General features: G+C 62.1%; 14 protein-coding genes. All 14 read right to left on the bottom strand.

The window, feature by feature from the left end; genetic code table 11:
• Window positions 1–31: 31 nt before the first annotated feature.
• Complete coding sequence (locus tag HX824_RS30335; RefSeq protein ID WP_003219233.1) at window positions 32–358, bottom strand: hypothetical protein; 327 nt, start codon at window positions 356–358, stop codon at window positions 32–34.
• Window positions 355–1,260 (bottom strand): alpha/beta hydrolase, encoded by a 906-nt coding sequence (locus tag HX824_RS30340; protein WP_032898691.1) that lies wholly within the window; start codon window positions 1,258–1,260, stop codon window positions 355–357. Before HX824_RS30340 ends, HX824_RS30335 begins: the two co-directional genes overlap by 4 nt.
• 173 nt (window positions 1,261–1,433) lie before the next feature.
• Window positions 1,434–2,711: a flavohemoglobin expression-modulating QEGLA motif protein gene (locus HX824_RS30345; RefSeq protein ID WP_003219237.1), complete on the bottom strand. Its 1,278-nt coding sequence runs from the start codon at window positions 2,709–2,711 to the stop codon at window positions 1,434–1,436.
• 21 nt (window positions 2,712–2,732) lie between these two features.
• Window positions 2,733–3,281 carry a hypothetical protein gene (locus tag HX824_RS30350; RefSeq protein ID WP_008431109.1) on the bottom strand — a complete coding sequence of 183 codons (549 nt, stop codon included), beginning with the start codon at window positions 3,279–3,281 and terminating at the stop codon, window positions 2,733–2,735.
• A 16-nt stretch (window positions 3,282–3,297) separates the two neighbouring features.
• Window positions 3,298–4,014, bottom strand: coding sequence for a TetR family transcriptional regulator (locus tag HX824_RS30355; protein WP_177055896.1), 717 nt, complete (start codon window positions 4,012–4,014; stop codon window positions 3,298–3,300).
• 152 nt (window positions 4,015–4,166) lie between these two features.
• Window positions 4,167–5,669, bottom strand: coding sequence for a lysine--tRNA ligase (gene lysS, locus HX824_RS30360; RefSeq protein WP_003219243.1), 1,503 nt, complete (start codon window positions 5,667–5,669; stop codon window positions 4,167–4,169).
• 78 nt (window positions 5,670–5,747) lie between these two features.
• Window positions 5,748–6,843 (bottom strand): peptide chain release factor 2 gene (gene prfB, locus HX824_RS30365; RefSeq protein WP_096236834.1). Its coding sequence is split into 2 segments (ribosomal slippage): window positions 5,748–6,770 and window positions 6,772–6,843, totalling 1,095 coding nucleotides; the frame shifts between segments, so codons are not numbered across the junction.
• Between the two features lie 247 nt (window positions 6,844–7,090).
• Complete coding sequence (locus tag HX824_RS30370) at window positions 7,091–8,092, bottom strand: diguanylate cyclase (protein WP_003219248.1); 1,002 nt, start codon at window positions 8,090–8,092, stop codon at window positions 7,091–7,093.
• Between the two features lie 51 nt (window positions 8,093–8,143).
• Window positions 8,144–9,154, bottom strand: a complete 1,011-nt coding sequence (locus HX824_RS30375; RefSeq protein WP_003219250.1) for a chemotaxis response regulator protein-glutamate methylesterase — start codon at window positions 9,152–9,154, stop codon at window positions 8,144–8,146.
• Window positions 9,151–11,454 carry a hybrid sensor histidine kinase/response regulator gene (locus HX824_RS30380; RefSeq protein ID WP_102368209.1) on the bottom strand — a complete coding sequence of 768 codons (2,304 nt, stop codon included), beginning with the start codon at window positions 11,452–11,454 and terminating at the stop codon, window positions 9,151–9,153. The genes HX824_RS30375 and HX824_RS30380 overlap by 4 nt, the downstream gene beginning before the upstream one ends.
• Window positions 11,451–12,137: a chemotaxis protein CheW gene (locus HX824_RS30385; RefSeq protein WP_102368208.1), complete on the bottom strand. Its 687-nt coding sequence runs from the start codon at window positions 12,135–12,137 to the stop codon at window positions 11,451–11,453. Before HX824_RS30385 ends, HX824_RS30380 begins: the two co-directional genes overlap by 4 nt.
• The gene (locus HX824_RS30390) at window positions 12,134–13,396 is read right to left on the bottom strand and encodes a protein-glutamate O-methyltransferase CheR (RefSeq protein WP_177055898.1); all 1,263 of its coding nucleotides are present in this window, start codon (window positions 13,394–13,396) and stop codon (window positions 12,134–12,136) included. The genes HX824_RS30385 and HX824_RS30390 overlap by 4 nt, the downstream gene beginning before the upstream one ends.
• A complete protein-coding gene (locus HX824_RS30395) occupies window positions 13,396–13,908 on the bottom strand; it encodes a chemotaxis protein CheW (protein ID WP_177055900.1) in 513 nt (170 codons plus the stop codon). The genes HX824_RS30390 and HX824_RS30395 overlap by 1 nt, the downstream gene beginning before the upstream one ends.
• Window positions 13,908–15,470, bottom strand: coding sequence for a methyl-accepting chemotaxis protein (locus tag HX824_RS30400; protein WP_371316498.1), 1,563 nt, complete (start codon window positions 15,468–15,470; stop codon window positions 13,908–13,910). The genes HX824_RS30395 and HX824_RS30400 overlap by 1 nt, the downstream gene beginning before the upstream one ends.
• Window positions 15,471–15,774 lie beyond the last annotated feature (304 nt).

The raw sequence follows: 15,774 nt of genomic DNA on the forward strand, positions 1-15,774 counted from the left end.
ATGGTTCCAGACCTTTCCCACTCGACTCGCGCTACTGCTCCAATTGCGGCGTTTCCTGCCCCATGCAACGCACTGCCTGCTTCTTGCTGTTGACCAGTACGCCGGTCAGCCCTTTCTGTTCGGTATCAAACAGCACCAGTACGCCATCAACGCATTGCGCCACCTGGGCGGCCGGGGTCAGGGAGATTTTGTAATCCTCGCCCGGCACGGTCTTGAGCATGGTGAAGTCGCTGAGCAGCAACGCATCCTCGGGCTTGGCGAAGTGCAAATAGCCGTAGTACCACAGGCAGCCAACGGTACCGATGATGGTGCCGATGCCGGTGAGGATCAGGGGGATCATGTTGCGTTCTTCGCTCATTGCGGGTTCTCTGCGTTGGAGTTCGGGGCCGCCGGGTAATTGGGGATTTCCCCCAGGCGGCGCAGCCCGTTGAAATGCTGGGGGTCGTCCAGGTAGCGCAGCATCACGGTTTGCCAGGTCTTGTCGGCAAAGGTTTGCACGTGGCCACCCCGGGTCAGTTGCAGCACCCGCGGTGGCGGCGCAGCCTGATACAGGCGAATGCCGTTGGAGAGCGGCACGATCGGGTCGTCCAGGCTATGGAATAACAATTTCGGCACGCCGGTCAGCCGGGGCATGGCGTTGATCGCACTGTCGCCGTCCGGCACCAGCCACGACAACGGCACCTGGAACGGCCATGTTAGCCAGGAGGTGCTGAGGGCGAATTGTCCTACGTCACGATAACTGGCCGGCACACCGTCCAGTACCAGCGCCTTGAGCTGCGGCTGACGTTCGGGATGTTCCGCCAGGTAGTGCACCACTAGCGCGCCGCCCAGGCTTTGGCCCAGCACGATCAGTGGCTGGCCCTGGGTTTCGGGGGCGTTGTCGATCCACTTGAAAGCGGCGTCGATGTCCTGGTAAACCGCCGGCAGCGAAGGTTCGCCTTCGGACAACCCGTAGCCGCGATAGTCCACCAACAGCACTTGATAGCCCTGCTCCGGCAGCCACCAGCTGCCGCCGAGGTGCCAGGCGAGATTGCCGCCATTGCCGTGCAGGTGCAGCACCGTGCCCTTGAGCGGCACGCCGGCCTTGGCCGGCAGCCACCAGGCGTGGAGCTTCAGGCCATCGGCGGTGGTCAATGTGACGTCACGGTATTGCAAGCGAGCCTTTTCCGGGGTGAACGGCATGCCGCGCTCCGGATAGAACAATAAGGAGCTGCAGCCGTTAAGGGTCAGTAGCAGGCAAAGAATGCCGAGGATTCTCATCCGTTGAAGCCTCGTGAATGGGTTGGGAACGATCCTGAAGACCTATGGAGATCAAAGGTGGGAGCGGGCTTGCTCGCGAATGCGGTGATTCAGTAACCACATCTGTTGCTGATACAGCGCATTCGCGAGCAAGCCCGCTCCCACATTTTGACTGAGTTCCTTCAGAGATATCGTTAAAGGATATTGGAGTAATCCGCCTCGATCCGGTCCAGGCTCAAATGGTTGAGGAAGTTGGAGAAACACATCCACGCCGCCAACGCATTCATGTCGCGGAACTGATCCGGCAGGTATTTGGGTGGCACCACCAGGCCTTCGTCCACCAGTTGGCGCAGGGTACGCATGTCTTCCAGGGTGGTCTTGCCGCAGAACAACAACGGCACTTGCTCCAGCTTGCCTTTGCGCACGGCCAACTGAATGTAGTTGTAAACCATGATAAAGCCCTTGAGGTAGGACAAATCCTTGGTAAACGGCAGACCCGTAGGCGTCGACCCACGGAAAACCCGGCTCGCGTTGCCGTAGCTTTCCGCCATCTCAAAGCCCTGCTCACGGAAGAACTCGAACACCTGCAGGAAGTCGGCTCCCTGCTCCACCATATGAATGGCGCGAGTGCGGTTGGTCAGCTTGCGCAGGCGGCTGGGGTAGGAGGCGAAGGTGATGATTTCCATCAGGATCGCCAGGCCTTCCTGGGTCACGGTCGACGAGGGCGGGCCCTTGGACAGGAAGGTGCAGATCGGCTGGTTTTGCCCATTGAGGGTGGTGCCCACGTGCACCAGGCCTTCATGGACCTCCAGGGCGCGCACGTCGCGGTCGTTGAACATCGCGTCGGCGCGGATCTTGATGTAGTCGGCACCTGCCGCCGCATCCGCCACGATACCGTCGGACTCGAACACCCGGATGGTTTCCTCGGCCTCGCCGAATACCTTGTTCAGGCGGCTCTGCAGCAGGTTGACGGCGTCCTTGGCGGTCAGGGTCTTGGCTTCGTCCTTGAGGTCGCCACGGCCATCGATATTGTTCAGGTAGTCCGACATCATCAGGCCGAGGTCGGCCAGGGTCGGGTCACCGGCATGGAACGCATCGGAAGCGGCGCCGTACAGCTCCTGGGAGATCAGGCCGAAATCCTCGGTGCCCCGCGCTTCGAGCATGCGCACCACCATGCGGTATTCCTTGCACATGCGCCGCATGATCTGCCCGACCGGGTTGAACTGGCCAAGCTGGCGGGTGATGTCACGCTCGATGTTCTGGAACTCCAGCTTCACCGCGCTGGAATCGAACGACAGCGGCCGGGTCAGGTAGTAGTCGCGGTCCACCGCCGGCATTTCCTTGCCCTTGGCCTTGAGGAATCCCTGGCGAATATTCTCGTCCCACTTCACGGCGTCGAGGACGCGAATCGGTGTTTGCGCCAGCACAATGCGATCGGACAAGGCGCGTATCGTCTGCTGGTAATCGTCCACCCGGTACTTCCTCTTTAAACGTTATTTGCCTGCACGCTGGTAGCGCACGGCTTCGACGAACACATCGGCATTGGCCGGATCATCCAGGTACGCAAATACCCGGGCCATGGAACTGTCGATCAACACACCGGCACCCTCGACGGTTTCGACGGTGCTGCCACTCAGGACCTTCTGGCCGACCGCCTGGTGGACCTGATCCAGGTCGAGGTTGTAGACCACCAGCTCGTGCTCATCATTCAATTCGAACCCGGCGAGGATGTAATGCCCGCCGAACCTGGCCGGCAATGGCGCCGACAGATACCAGCGGCTGCCATGCCGGGAAACCGTGAACAGGTATTCATCCCGCTGGCCCGGCTTGGCCTTAGGGTAGCTCACGGCTTTGTAGCGGTGCTCACCGACGCGGCTGATTTGCAGGTTGAGCGGCTCACCCCAGGCGTTTTTGCTGGCCCATTTGCCAAGCAGACCATCAGGCGCCGCCTCGCTGGCGGGCAACGGGTCCTTGAAGGTCACCAGGCAACCGCTGAGCAACAGGAACGACAAGGCGATCACGACGACGCGCCAGGCTTTCATTGGACAATCCCCTGTGTCAGACCGAAGCCAACACCAAATGCATGTAACGCTTGAGGATCTCAAGCATTTCTTCGCTGGTCAGAGGCTCTGCGCCGTCCAGCAGGCCCTGATATTCCATCCGACCGATAATCGCCGTCAACACTTTGGCATCCTGTTGCGGCTCGCGGGAACCCAATACCTGGAAAAACTGGCAAGTGCCCTGCAGCAGGATTTGCTGGTGGGAGCGCACCAGCTCGGCCAGGCGCGGGTTCAGCAGCGCTTCCTGGCGAAACGCCTGCTCGGCCATCAGGTGCTCACGGCGGTTGAGCAATTGGCGTTGCACGTAATCGGCGGTCAGGCGCGCGATGTCATCGGCCAGTTGCGAGCGCGACTGCGGGCTGCCGTCGCCATAAGCCACCATCTCGCGCAGCAGGCCTTCGTTACGCACCCACAACTTGCCCATGAACGCGGCGCTGCGCTCCACATATTGGGCGAAGGTGTCGGTGAGCAGGTCGTCGATGTCCTTGAAGTAATAGGTGGTGGCCGACAACGGCACACCGGCTTCCGCCGCCACCGCACGGTGACGCACGGCACGCACGCCTTCGCGTACCACGATGCGCATCGCTGCATCGAGAATGTCCTGCCTGCGCTGCTCACTGCCCCGGCGACTGGCCTTGCGGCCCTGGTACTGAACACTTTCAGCCACGGCAGCGGCAATGCCGGCGGCACCCTTTTGAGCCATTACGCGGTTCACGACGGATCTTCCTCCACAGTGTGACGCGGAGCGTCACGGGCTGCGTTCCCACGCGGAGCGTGGGAACGATCACCTGGCGCTGTTTACTTGACGCTTATAAACGCCACATAAAAAAGCCGCCTTATAAAAGGCGGCTTCGGATTTCGCTACGGTTACGCTTGTGGCCGCATGTGCGGGAACAAGATCACGTCACGGATCGACGGCGAGTTGGTCAACAACATCACCAACCGGTCGATGCCGATACCTTCACCGGCGGTAGGCGGCATGCCGTATTCCAGGGCGCGTACGAAGTCGGCGTCGTAGTGCATCGCCTCGTCGTCGCCAGCGTCCTTGTCGGCCACCTGGGCCATGAAGCGCTCGGCCTGGTCTTCGGCATCGTTCAGCTCGGAGTAGGCGTTGGCGATTTCACGGCCGCCGATGAACAGCTCGAAACGGTCGGTGACGTTCGGGTTGTCATCGTTGCGACGGGCCAGCGGCGACACTTCGAACGGGTACTGGGTAATGAAGTGCGGCTGCTCCAGCTTGTGCTCCACCAGCTCTTCGAAAATCATCACCTGCAATTTGCCCAGGCCTTCGAAGCCCAGCACCTTGGCGCCGGCTTTCTTGGCGATGGCGCGGGCCTTGTCGATGTCGTTCAGGTCATCGGCGGTCAGCTCAGGGTTGTACTTGAGGATCGAGTCGAACACCGACAGTCGCACGAACGGCTCGCCGAAGTGGAACACCTTGTCGCCGTATGGCACGTCGGTGGTGCCCAGGACCAGTTGCGCCAGTTCGCGGAACAGTTCCTCGGTCAGGTCCATGTTGTCTTCGTAGTCGGCGTAGGCCTGGTAGAACTCCAACATGGTGAATTCAGGGTTGTGACGGGTCGAAACGCCTTCGTTACGGAAGTTGCGGTTGATCTCGAACACTTTTTCGAAGCCGCCAACAACAAGCCGCTTGAGGTACAGCTCAGGCGCAATACGCAGGAACATTTCCATGTCCAGCGCGTTGTGGTGGGTTTCGAATGGCTTGGCTGCGGCACCACCCGGGATGGTTTGCAGCATCGGCGTTTCAACTTCGAGGAAGTCGCGCTTCATCAGGAAGCTGCGGATGTGCGCAATAACCTGCGAACGCACGCGGAAGGTCTGGCGCACTTCTTCGTTGACGATCAGGTCAACGTAGCGCTGGCGATAGCGCTGCTCGGTGTCGGTCAGGCCGTGGTGCTTGTCCGGCAGCGGGCGCAGGGATTTGGTCAGCAGGCGCACGCTGGTCATTTCAACGTACAGGTCACCCTTGCCGGAACGCGCCAGGGTGCCTTCGGCGGCAATGATGTCGCCCATGTCCCAGGTTTTCACCGAGGCCAGGGTTTCTTCGGACAGGGTTTTGCGGTTGACGTAGACCTGGATGCGACCGGTCATGTCCTGGATCACCATGAACGAGCCACGGTTGAGCATGATGCGACCGGCAACCTTGACCGGAATTGCAGCCTCTGCCAGCTCTTCCTTGGTCTTGTCCGCGTACTGTTTCTGCAAGGCATCGCAGTAGTTTTCGCGGCGGAAGTCGTTCGGGAAGGCATTGCCCTTGGCGCGCTCGGCAGCAAGCTTTTCCTTGCGCAGGGCGATCAGGGAGTTTTCTTCCTGTTGCAGGGCTTGCGGGTCGAGTTGTTGGTCGCTCATGTCTTTAAATTTTCCATCAGGTTCGTTGTCCCCGGCCTGCGGCCGGGGATCGCCGGCAAGCCGGCTCCTACAAAGGAGTTACAGGCCAGATTTCAGGCTGGCTTCCAGGTATTCGTCGATATCACCGTCGAGCACCTTGTCGCAGTCGCTGCGTTCGATGTTGGTACGCAGATCCTTGATCCGCGACGCGTCGAGCACATACGAGCGGATCTGGTGACCCCAGCCGATATCCGACTTGGTGTCTTCCAGCGCCTGGGACGCGGCGTTGCGTTTCTGCATTTCCTGCTCGTACAACTTGGCCCGCAGCATTTTCATGGCGGTGTCCTTGTTCGCGTGCTGGGAACGTTCGTTCTGGCAGCTCACCACGGTATTGGTCGGTACGTGGGTAATACGTACGGCCGAGTCGGTGGTGTTTACGTGCTGGCCACCGGCACCGGAGGAACGGTAGGTGTCGATCCGCAGGTCTGCCGGGTTGATCTCGATTTCCACCTTGTCGTCGATCTCTGGCGAGACGAAAACGGCGGAGAACGACGTGTGGCGACGGTTGCCGGAGTCGAACGGGCTCTTGCGCACCAGGCGGTGTACGCCGATCTCGGTCCGCAGCCAGCCAAAGGCGTATTCGCCCTTGATGTGCACGGTCGCGCCCTTGATGCCGGCGACTTCACCGGCCGACAGTTCCATGATGGTCGCGTCGAAACCGCGTTTGTCGGCCCAGCGCAGGTACATGCGCAACAGGATGTTGGCCCAGTCCTGTGCTTCGGTGCCGCCGGAACCGGCCTGGATGTCCAGGTAGGCGTTGTTCGGGTCCATTTCATGGCTGAACATGCGGCGGAATTCGAGTTTGGCGAGGTTTTCCTCGAGACGGGCCAGCTCGGCGACGACATCGCCCACTGCGCCTTCGTCGTTTTCTTCGACGGCCATGTCCAGCAGGTCGCGGCAATCGCCCAGACCGGTGTTCAATTCGTCGAGGGTGTCGACGATCTGCGCCAGCGCAGCGCGCTCGCGGCCCAGTTCCTGGGCATATTCAGGTTTGTTCCAGACAGCCGGATCTTCAAGCTCGCGATTGACTTCGGTCAGACGCTCATGCTTTTGATCGTAGTCAAAGATACCCCCGAATAGTTTCGGAGCGCTCGGACAGGTCCTTGATGGTGTTAAGGATCGGGTTGATTTCCATGGCGGGCAGCACTCGTTGGCGAACTTTTGAAAGCCGACGAGTATAACGACAAACGGCTGATAACGGCAGTCCGCTTGGCCGAAAAGGCGGGGATATGCACCATCCAGACAGCGATGAAGATCAAATGTGGGAGCGGGCTTGCTCGCGAATGCGGTGGTTCAGTCGCCAGATGCATTGACTGACACACCGCATTCGCGAGCAAGCCCGCTCCCACATTAGGTCTGCGACATCCCGCAGACCGTATTCCCTACTCGATCCCCACCTGATTGCGCCCATTGTGCTTGGCCAGGTACAGGCCCTTGTCCGCCGCCGAGATCAATTGCCGGCAATCGGTGCCCTGCACCGGGGTCATGGTCGCCAAGCCAATACTGATGGTCAGGCTCGCCCCTTCTGCCGGGGCAATGTGCGGGATTTTCAGGCTCGCCACCGCCTGGCGCAGCTTCTCGGCCACCAGCCGTGCCCCACCCGGCGAGGTATTGGGCAGCACCAGGGCAAACTCTTCACCGCCATAACGCGCCGGCAAATCCGAAGGACGGCTGCTGGCATCACGAATGGTCGCCGCCACCTTGCGTAACGCCTCGTCGCCTTCCAGGTGGCCGAAACTGTCGTTGTAGGTCTTGAAGAAGTCCACGTCGATCATCAGCAGCGACAGTTGGGTCTGGTCACGCATGGCGCGGCGCCATTCCAGTTCCAGGTATTCGTCGAAATGCCGGCGATTGGACAGCCCGGTCAGGCCGTCGGAGTTCATCAGCCGTTGCAGCACCAGGTTGGTGTCCAGCAACTGCTGTTGGCTGACCCGCAGCGCCCGGTAGGCCGCGTCCCGTTGCAACAGGGTCATGTAGGAGCGCGAGTGATAGCGGATGCGCGCCACCAGTTCGATGTTATCCGGCAGCTTGACCAGGTAGTCGTTGGCCCCGGCAGCAAACGCCGCGCTCTTGATCAGCGGGTCTTCCTTGGTGGAAAGCACGATGATCGGGATGTTCTGCGTCGCCGGGTGATTGCGGTATTCGCGCACCAGGGTCAGGCCATCGAGACCCGGCATCACCAGGTCCTGCAGGATCACCGTCGGCTTGATACGGATCGCCTGGGCAATGGCCTGGTGCGGGTCGGCGCAAAAGTGGAAGTCGATATTGTCTTCATGGGCCAGGCCCCGGCGTACGGCCTCGCCGATCATCGCCTGGTCGTCGACGAGCAGCACCATGGCGGCGTTTTCGTCGGTCTTGAAGTCGTCGAGCTGCAAATCATTCATTTACGGTCACCTGAATTACTACCTGCAGGCCAGGACAGCGTGTGATATCGGTCATTTTGCGAATACCTCCAGCAATCGTGGCGCAATTCTGTCCAATGGGCGAATTTCAACAGCCGCGTCAATCGCCGCTGCCGCTTTGGGCATGCCGTAAACAGCACAGCTTTGCTGGTCCTGCGCGATGGTCAGGTAGCCTTGCTGACGCATCAACTTAAGTCCCTGGGCGCCATCACGCCCCATCCCCGTCAGCAGCACGCCAACGGCATCGCCATTCCAGTAGCTGGCGACGCTCTCGAAAAACACGTCGATGGACGGCCGGTAAATCTCGTTCACAGGCTCTGCGGTGTAGGCCAGCGTGCCGTTCTTCAGCAGACGAATGTGATGATTGGTGCCCGCCAGCAACACGACACCGCTTTGGGGCGGCTCGCCTTCCCGGGCCAGGCGCACCGGCAGGCCCGAGGCACTGCTCAGCCATTCGGCCATGCCGGCGGCGAACACCTGGTCCACATGCTGCACCAGCACAATGGCCGGCGAGAAGTCCCGGGGCAAGCCCTTGAGCAGGGATTCCAGGGCAGCCGGGCCGCCTGCGGACGAACCGATGGCCACCAGGCTCTGGCGTTTGCCCGTGGCCCGCTGGGGCGCAGGCTCGGCCCGCACGCGGCTGCCACGCTGGCCAATCAGCCAGCCGATATTGAGGATCTTGCGCAACAGCGGTGCCGCGGCGTCCTTCGGATTGCCCACGCCCAGTGCAGGCGTGTCAACCACGTCCAGGGCGCCATGGCCCATGGCTTCGAATACACGGCTGACGTTGGCCTGGCGGTCGACGGTGACAATCAGGATCGCACAAGGCGTCTCGGCCATGATCTGCCGGGTGGCCTCCACACCGTCCATCACCGGCATGATCAGGTCCATCAGAATCAGGTCGGGCGTGAACTCGGCGCAACGCTGCACTGCTTCCAGGCCGTTGCCCGCAACCCACACCACTTCGTGGGCCGGCTCTAGGCTCAACGCCCGGCGCAAGGCCTCCACGGCCATGGGCATGTCATTGACGATCGCAATCCTCATGCCCGTGCTCCTCCGATCAGCTCCACCACCGCGTCCAACAGCGCGTCGTCATGGAAGCTGGCCTTGGCTAGATAATAGTCGGCGCCGGCGTCCAGTCCACGACGACGGTCTTCTTCCCGATCCTTGTAGGAAACAACCATCACCGGCAGGGATTGCAGGCGAGTATCACGGCGCAAGAGTGTGACCAATTCAATACCGTCCATGCGAGGCATATCAATGTCCGTGATCAGCAGGTCGAAGTCTTCGGAGCGCAGCGCGTTCCAGCCATCCATGCCATCGACTGCCACGGCCACTTCATAACCGCGATTAAGTAACAATTTGCGTTGCAGCTCACGCACGGTCAGCGAGTCATCCACCACCAGAATACGCTTGCGCGGTGCTTCGAGGGTTTGCTGGGTGCGTCGGGCGATGCGCTCCAGACGACCGGTATTCAGCAGTTTGTCCACCGATCGCAGCATGTCTTCGACGTCGACGATCAGCACCACCGAACCGTCATCGAGCAACGCTCCGGCGGAGATGTCCTGGACCTTGCCCAACCGGTCGTCCAGGGGCAATACCACCAGCGTGCGCTCGCCGATAAAACGCTCCACGGCAATCCCGTAGACCGCATCGCGCTCGCGGATCACCACGACCTTCAGGGTTTCCTGACTGCCCTGCCCCGGCGGGCGCTGCAGCAACTGGCTGGCGGCGACCAGGCCGACATGCCGGCCTTCGTGCCAGAAATGCTGGCGGCCTTCCAGTTGCACGATGTCGTCGGGCGCAAGATCGCACATGCGCTCGATGTGGGCCAGCGGGAAGGCGTAGGCCTCTTCGCCAACTTCCACCACCAGGCTGCGCACTACGGACAGGGTCAACGGCACCTCCAGGTGGAAGCGACTGCCCTGCCCCGCCGTCTGCTCCAGCACCACCGCGCCGCGCAACTGGCGCACCATATGCTGCACCGCATCCAGGCCGACCCCGCGCCCCGAGACCTCGGTGACCTTGTCCCGCAGGCTGAACCCCGGCAGGAACAGGAACGTGAGCAGTTCCTCTTCGCTCAGGCGCAGGGCGGTTTCCACCGGCGACAAATGCCGATCGACGATGGTGCCGCGCAGGCGCTCAAGGTCGACACCGTTACCGTCGTCGCTCAACTCCAGCACCAGCAAGCCGGCCTGGTGAGACGCCCGCAGGCGGATCAGGCCTTCAGCCGGTTTGCCGGCCAGCAGGCGTTGCTCGGGCATTTCAATGCCGTGGTCCACAGCATTGCGCAGTAAATGGGTCAGCGGCGCTTCGAGTTTTTCCAGCACATCGCGGTCGACCTGGGTTTTCTCGCCTTCGATTTCCAGGCGTACCTGTTTACCAAGGCTGCGGCCCAGGTCACGCACCATGCGCACCTGCCCGGCCAGCACGTCGGCAAACGGCCGCATGCGGCACGCCAGCGCCGTGTCGTACAAGACTTGGGCGCGTTGCCCGGCCTGCCAGCCGAACTCGTCGATTTCGGCGGTTTTTTCCGCGAGCAGCGCCTGGGCTTCGCTCAACAGGCGGCGGGTATCAGCCAGCGCTTCCTGGGCTTCCAGGCTCAGGTCGACGGTCTTGAGGTGGCCGTCGAGGTTTTCCAGGGCGCGGGCGCTGTTGCTCTGGATGCGCTTGAGGCGTTGCAAGCTGGCGAGGTAAGGCTTGAGCCGCTGGGTTTCCACCAGGGACTTGCTGGACAGGTCCAACAGGCTGTTCAAGCGTTCGGCGGTCACCCGCAACACCCGCTCGCCGCCTTCGGTCATGCGCTTATTTTGGCGCGGCAGTTCGGCACTGACCGGCGGCGCGGGTTCGGGCTCCGGCGGCAGGGTCAGCAGCGCTTCCATCGACAATTCAGGTTCTGGCGCGGGCGTTGGCGGCGGCGCAGGCTTTGGCGCAGCGGGCGGTGCGACTTTCTGCGACGGATCGAGCAACCGCTCCATCAATGCCACATAGGACTCGATGTCCGCCGGGCCCACGGTATTGCCCGGCGTAGCAATGCGCATCAGCAAATCGGTGCCTTGCAGCAGTGCGTCGATATGCTCCGGCAGCAGGTACAAGCGGCTTTCCTGGGCGCTGACCAGGCAATCTTCCATCACGTGGGCCACGCTGACCCCCGCGTCCACCCCGACAATCCGCGCCGCGCCCTTCAGGGAATGGGCGGCGCGCATGCAGGCTTCGAGCTGGTCGGCCTGGGTCGGGTTGCGCTCCAGGGCCAGCAGGCCGGCGCTGAGCACCTGGGTCTGGGCGTCGGCTTCCAGGCTGAACAGCTCCAGCAGCGAGGCATCGCGCATCTGGTCGGGGGTCATGTGAGGCTCCGGGTCACGGCAGACAACAATTGCGCCTCGTCCAGCCAGCGCAGGCTGCGGCCTTTCCACTGCAACACCCCTTGGGTATAGCGGGCGCTGGCCTGGGTGCCCGACGCAGATGCCGCATTCAAGGTGCGTTCATCAATGGCATGGATACCGTCCACTTCGTCCACCGGCACCACCACGGGGCCGTCCTGCGCCGCGATGATCAGCATGCGCGGCATGATTCGTGCGCCACTGGGGCCGCTGCCGGTGCTGTCCAGCCCCAGCAATTCCACCAGGGACAGGCACGCCACCAGTGCGCCACGCACGTTGGCCACGCCCAGCAAGGCGCGGGAACGCTGATGGGGCAAGGAATGGATCGGCTGCAACGGCGCCACTTCCACCAGGCAGCGAGTGGCGATGCCCAGCCATTCTTCGCCGAGGCGGAACATCAGCAGCGAACGGGTGAGGACATCACCCTCGACTTCCGGCGTCGCGACGGGGCGGTGATCGTCCTGCTGCAAGGCATAACGGTCGAGCAGGCGCGTGGCGGCGGCGGAATACACCGAGCAATTGCGACAGTGAATGTGCTCGGCCAGCAACGGGCAGGACTTGTCACCGTGGATGCCGATGCGGTTCCAGCAGTCATCGATGGCCTGGGTATCGGCCAGGGTCAGGTTCAGCTCGGGATCCAGGGTCATGATTTACGCTCACTGTCAGCTCGCTCGCTGCGCGCGGCACGAGCCTGCAAACGCCGGGCGCCGGCGACATCGCCCTGGGACTCGAGCAACGCGGCCAGGTGCATCAAGGCCTGCGGGTGCTGGGGTTCCAGGTACAAGGCTTTTCTGTAATAACCCTGGGCTTCCAGGGCGCTGCCGGCCACATCGCTGAGCAGGCCCAGCCAATAAAACACCTGGGCCGCCGGCGGATGGCTCTGCAAATAACGCTCGCAGGCAGCACGGGCTTCCAGGCTCTTGCCTTCATTGGCCAGGGTCGCAATCTGACTGAGCAGATCGGCGGCGTCCGACTGCGGCGGCGGCGGCTTGATCGGTACCACTTGCGCACTGACGGTGCTGAACGGCCGGGGCCTGGTCGGGATAGGCGCGGCACTGCGCTGAGGAATCGGCGCGGGCATCGGCACAAATACCGGTTCAGGCGCGGGCTCCGCATGCCGGCTGAAGGCAAACGACTGCGGCACGCCAATCGAACGCATGCCCAGGCGCCCCAGCAGGCTGCCTTCGGCAGGCCCGATAAACAGCACGCCATCGACGTGGGTCAGGCCCTTGAGCACTTCAAACACCTGCTTCTGGGTCGGCTGGTCGAAGTAGATCAGCAGGTTGCGGCAGAACACAAAATCGTAGGTGGGCTCGTTGGCCAGCAGCGTGGGGTCCAGCAGGTTGCCCACCTGCAGGCGCACTTGTTCGCGTACCCGGTCGGCAATCCGGTAGCCGTCGGTTTGCTCGGTGAAGTGGCGATCGCGGAACTCGAGGTCCTGGCCGCGAAACGAATTCTTGCCGTACACCCCACGGCGGGCGCGCTCCACCGACAGCGGGCTGACGTCCATGCCCTGCACCTTGAACTGATGCGGCGCCAGCCCGGCGTCGAGCAAGGCCATGGCAATCGAATAGGGTTCTTCGCCGGTGGAACACGGCAGGCTGAGGATCCGCAGGGCGCGCATCTGCTTGATTTCGGCCAGGCGGGTGACCGCCAGCCGGCCCAGGGTGGCGAAGGATTCGGGGTAACGGAAAAACCAGGTTTCGGGGACGATCACCGCTTCGATCAGCGCTTGCTGTTCGTCGGTGGAGGCCTGCAATTGCTGCCAGTATTGATCGGCGGTCTGCGCGCTGAGCGCCATGCTGCGCTGGCGTACGGCACGCTCGATGATCGCTTCGCCCACTGAGGCAACGTCCAGGCCAATGCGCTCCTTAAGGAAGTCGAAGAAGCGTTGATCACTGCTCATCAACCCTCCTCGCCCGCAGCAAACAGCAGCGCCTGCACGTCAGCCGTCAGCAGGTCCGCCACGCCGATCCACTGCATCAAGCCACGCTCGTCTTCGCGCACCGGGCCCAGGTAACGTGCCTGGCGGTTGTCCAGGCCGTAGGGCTGGAACTCCGCCGGGTCACAGCGCAGGGTATCGGTGGCCTGTTCGAGGATCAGCCCCAGCCAGCGTGCCGGAACCAGTGCATCCGGCTGATAATTGACCAACACCAGGCGCGTGCTGGTGCGGGCCTGGGCCGGCGTACCGAAGGTCAAGGCACTGAGATCGATCACCGGCACCATTGCCCCGCGATGGGCAAAGATCCCGGCGACCCACACAGGCGCATGGGCAATGGGCTTGAGCGGCAGGCGCGGCAGCACCTCGGCCACTTCCGTGGCCTTGAGGGCATACCGTTCATTACCGATGTGAAACACCAGGAACAGTGCTTTCTTCACTGCCGCAACGGCACCGCGTTTAGCCGCGAGGTCGTTCATCAGACTTTAAAACGCGACACGCCGCTGCGCAGGCCGACGGCGACCTGGCTCAGCTCGTCGATGGCAAAGCTGGCCTGACGCAGGGACTCCACGGTCTGGCTGCTGGCATCGCCCAACTGCACCAGCGCGTGGTTGATCTGCTCGGCGCCGGTGGCCTGGGCCTGCATGCCTTCGTTGACCATCAACACCCGTGGCGCCAGGGCCTGCACCTGATGGATGATCTGCGACAACTGCTCGCCCACCTGCTGCACCTCGAACATGCCACGGCGCACTTCTTCAGAGAACTTGTCCATGCCCATCACCCCGGCCGACACCGCCGACTGGATCTCGCGCACCATCTGCTCGATGTCGTAGGTGGCCACGGCGGTCTGGTCGGCCAGGCGCCGCACTTCGGTGGCTACCACGGCAAACCCGCGACCGTACTCACCGGCCTTCTCGGCCTCGATGGCAGCGTTGAGGGACAACAGGTTGGTCTGGTCGGCGACCTTGACGATGGTCACCACCACCTGGTTGATGTTGCCGGCCTTCTCATTGAGGATCGCCAGCTTGGCGTTTACCAGGTCGGCCGCGCCCATCACCGAGTGCATGGTTTCTTCCATGCGCGCCAGGCCTTGCTGGCCGGAGCCGGCGGCCACCGAGGCCTGGTCGGCGGCGGTGGAGACTTCGGTCATGGTACGGACCAAGTCCTTGGAAGTAGCAGCGATCTCCCGCGAAGTAGCGCCGATCTCGGTGGTCGTCGCGGCGGTTTCAGTGGCCGTGGCCTGTTGTTGCTTGGAAGTCGCGGCAATCTCGGTGACCGAGGTAGTGACCTGTACCGAAGAGCGCTGTGCCTGGGACACCAGGGCGGTGAGCTCGGTCATCATGTCGTTGAAGCCGGTCTCTACTGCGCCGAATTCGTCCTTGCGTTCGAGGTTCAGGCGTTTGCTCAAGTCGCCGGTGCGCATGGTTTCGAGGATGTCGACGATGCGTTTCATCGGCGCCATGATCGCGCGCATCAGCAGCAGGCCGCAGAGGCCAGCGGCGAGGATCGCGAGGATCAGCGAGACGCCCATGCTGATTTTTGCAGCGGACACGGCGTCGTCGATAGCGTTGGTGGCGCGGTCCGCGACGTTTTTGTTTTCGGTGATGATGTCGTTGAGCTTCATGCGGCCTGCGGTCCAGGTCGGGGTCAGCTCGGCGTCGAACAGTTTGCGGGCGGCGGCCACGTCGTGGTTCTGCAGGTGGTCGAGAACGCCGGACAGGGCCTTGTTATAGGCCTGGTGCAGGGCTTCGAATTTATCGAATTCGGCCTGGTCCTCGCCGCCGTTGATGGTCGCCTTGTAATTGGCCATCTGGGTGAGGATACGGGTTTCGAAAGACTTGAAGTCGGTCTTGTCGGCGTCGGTGAGGCCCTTGTCTTCGCGCAGGCCAATGATATCGAGGGTTTGCAGGTAACTGTCGACCCAGGCACTGCGGATCATCGAACTCAGGTACACCCCCGGGACTGCGTCGTCACGGACTGATTCTTCGCTGAGTTCGATCTTCAACAGGCGTGAATACGAGACCACTACCATCAGCAGCATGATCGCGATGATGACCGCAAAGCTCGCCAAAATCCGTTGGCGCAAGGTCCAGTTCTTCACAGTAATTCCTCGAGGGCCATTCAAATGGAGAGGAGTATAGCTGAGCGGATGCCATCATTAATCAACGGGTTGTGGGATCTGGGTCACGCTCGGGGGAGGAAAGTTTTCTTGGGGGGGCATATCTGTTGCTGCGGTAACGGCTGCTATTGGTTCCGCTCTTACAGCGGCTCACTTTTGAACAGCGCAAAAGTAAGCAAAACGCTCTTGCCCCACCACTCGGCACCTCGCTTAGGCTCGGTGTGCC

The sequence above is a fragment of the Pseudomonas sp. D4002 genome (assembly GCF_013385665.1).
In the GTDB taxonomy this organism is placed as follows: Bacteria; Pseudomonadota; Gammaproteobacteria; order Pseudomonadales; family Pseudomonadaceae; genus Aquipseudomonas.

Coding starts and splice junctions, on each gene's coding strand:
- HX824_RS30400 (WP_371316498.1), bottom strand. CDS start 15,470: ATGCTGCTGATGGTAGTGGTCTCGTATTCACGCCTGTTGAAGATCGAA.
- HX824_RS30380 (WP_102368209.1), bottom strand. CDS start 11,454: ATGACCCCCGACCAGATGCGCGATGCCTCGCTGCTGGAGCTGTTCAGC.
- HX824_RS30370 (WP_003219248.1), bottom strand. CDS start 8,092: ATGAATGATTTGCAGCTCGACGACTTCAAGACCGACGAAAACGCCGCC.
- HX824_RS30340 (WP_032898691.1), bottom strand. CDS start 1,260: ATGAGAATCCTCGGCATTCTTTGCCTGCTACTGACCCTTAACGGCTGC.
- HX824_RS30335 (WP_003219233.1), bottom strand. CDS start 358: ATGAGCGAAGAACGCAACATGATCCCCCTGATCCTCACCGGCATCGGC.
- HX824_RS30385 (WP_102368208.1), bottom strand. CDS start 12,137: ATGACCCTGGATCCCGAGCTGAACCTGACCCTGGCCGATACCCAGGCC.
- HX824_RS30390 (WP_177055898.1), bottom strand. CDS start 13,396: ATGAGCAGTGATCAACGCTTCTTCGACTTCCTTAAGGAGCGCATTGGC.
- HX824_RS30375 (WP_003219250.1), bottom strand. CDS start 9,154: ATGAGGATTGCGATCGTCAATGACATGCCCATGGCCGTGGAGGCCTTG.
- HX824_RS30350 (WP_008431109.1), bottom strand. CDS start 3,281: ATGAAAGCCTGGCGCGTCGTCGTGATCGCCTTGTCGTTCCTGTTGCTC.
- lysS (WP_003219243.1), bottom strand. CDS start 5,669: ATGAGCGACCAACAACTCGACCCGCAAGCCCTGCAACAGGAAGAAAAC.
- HX824_RS30395 (WP_177055900.1), bottom strand. CDS start 13,908: ATGAACGACCTCGCGGCTAAACGCGGTGCCGTTGCGGCAGTGAAGAAA.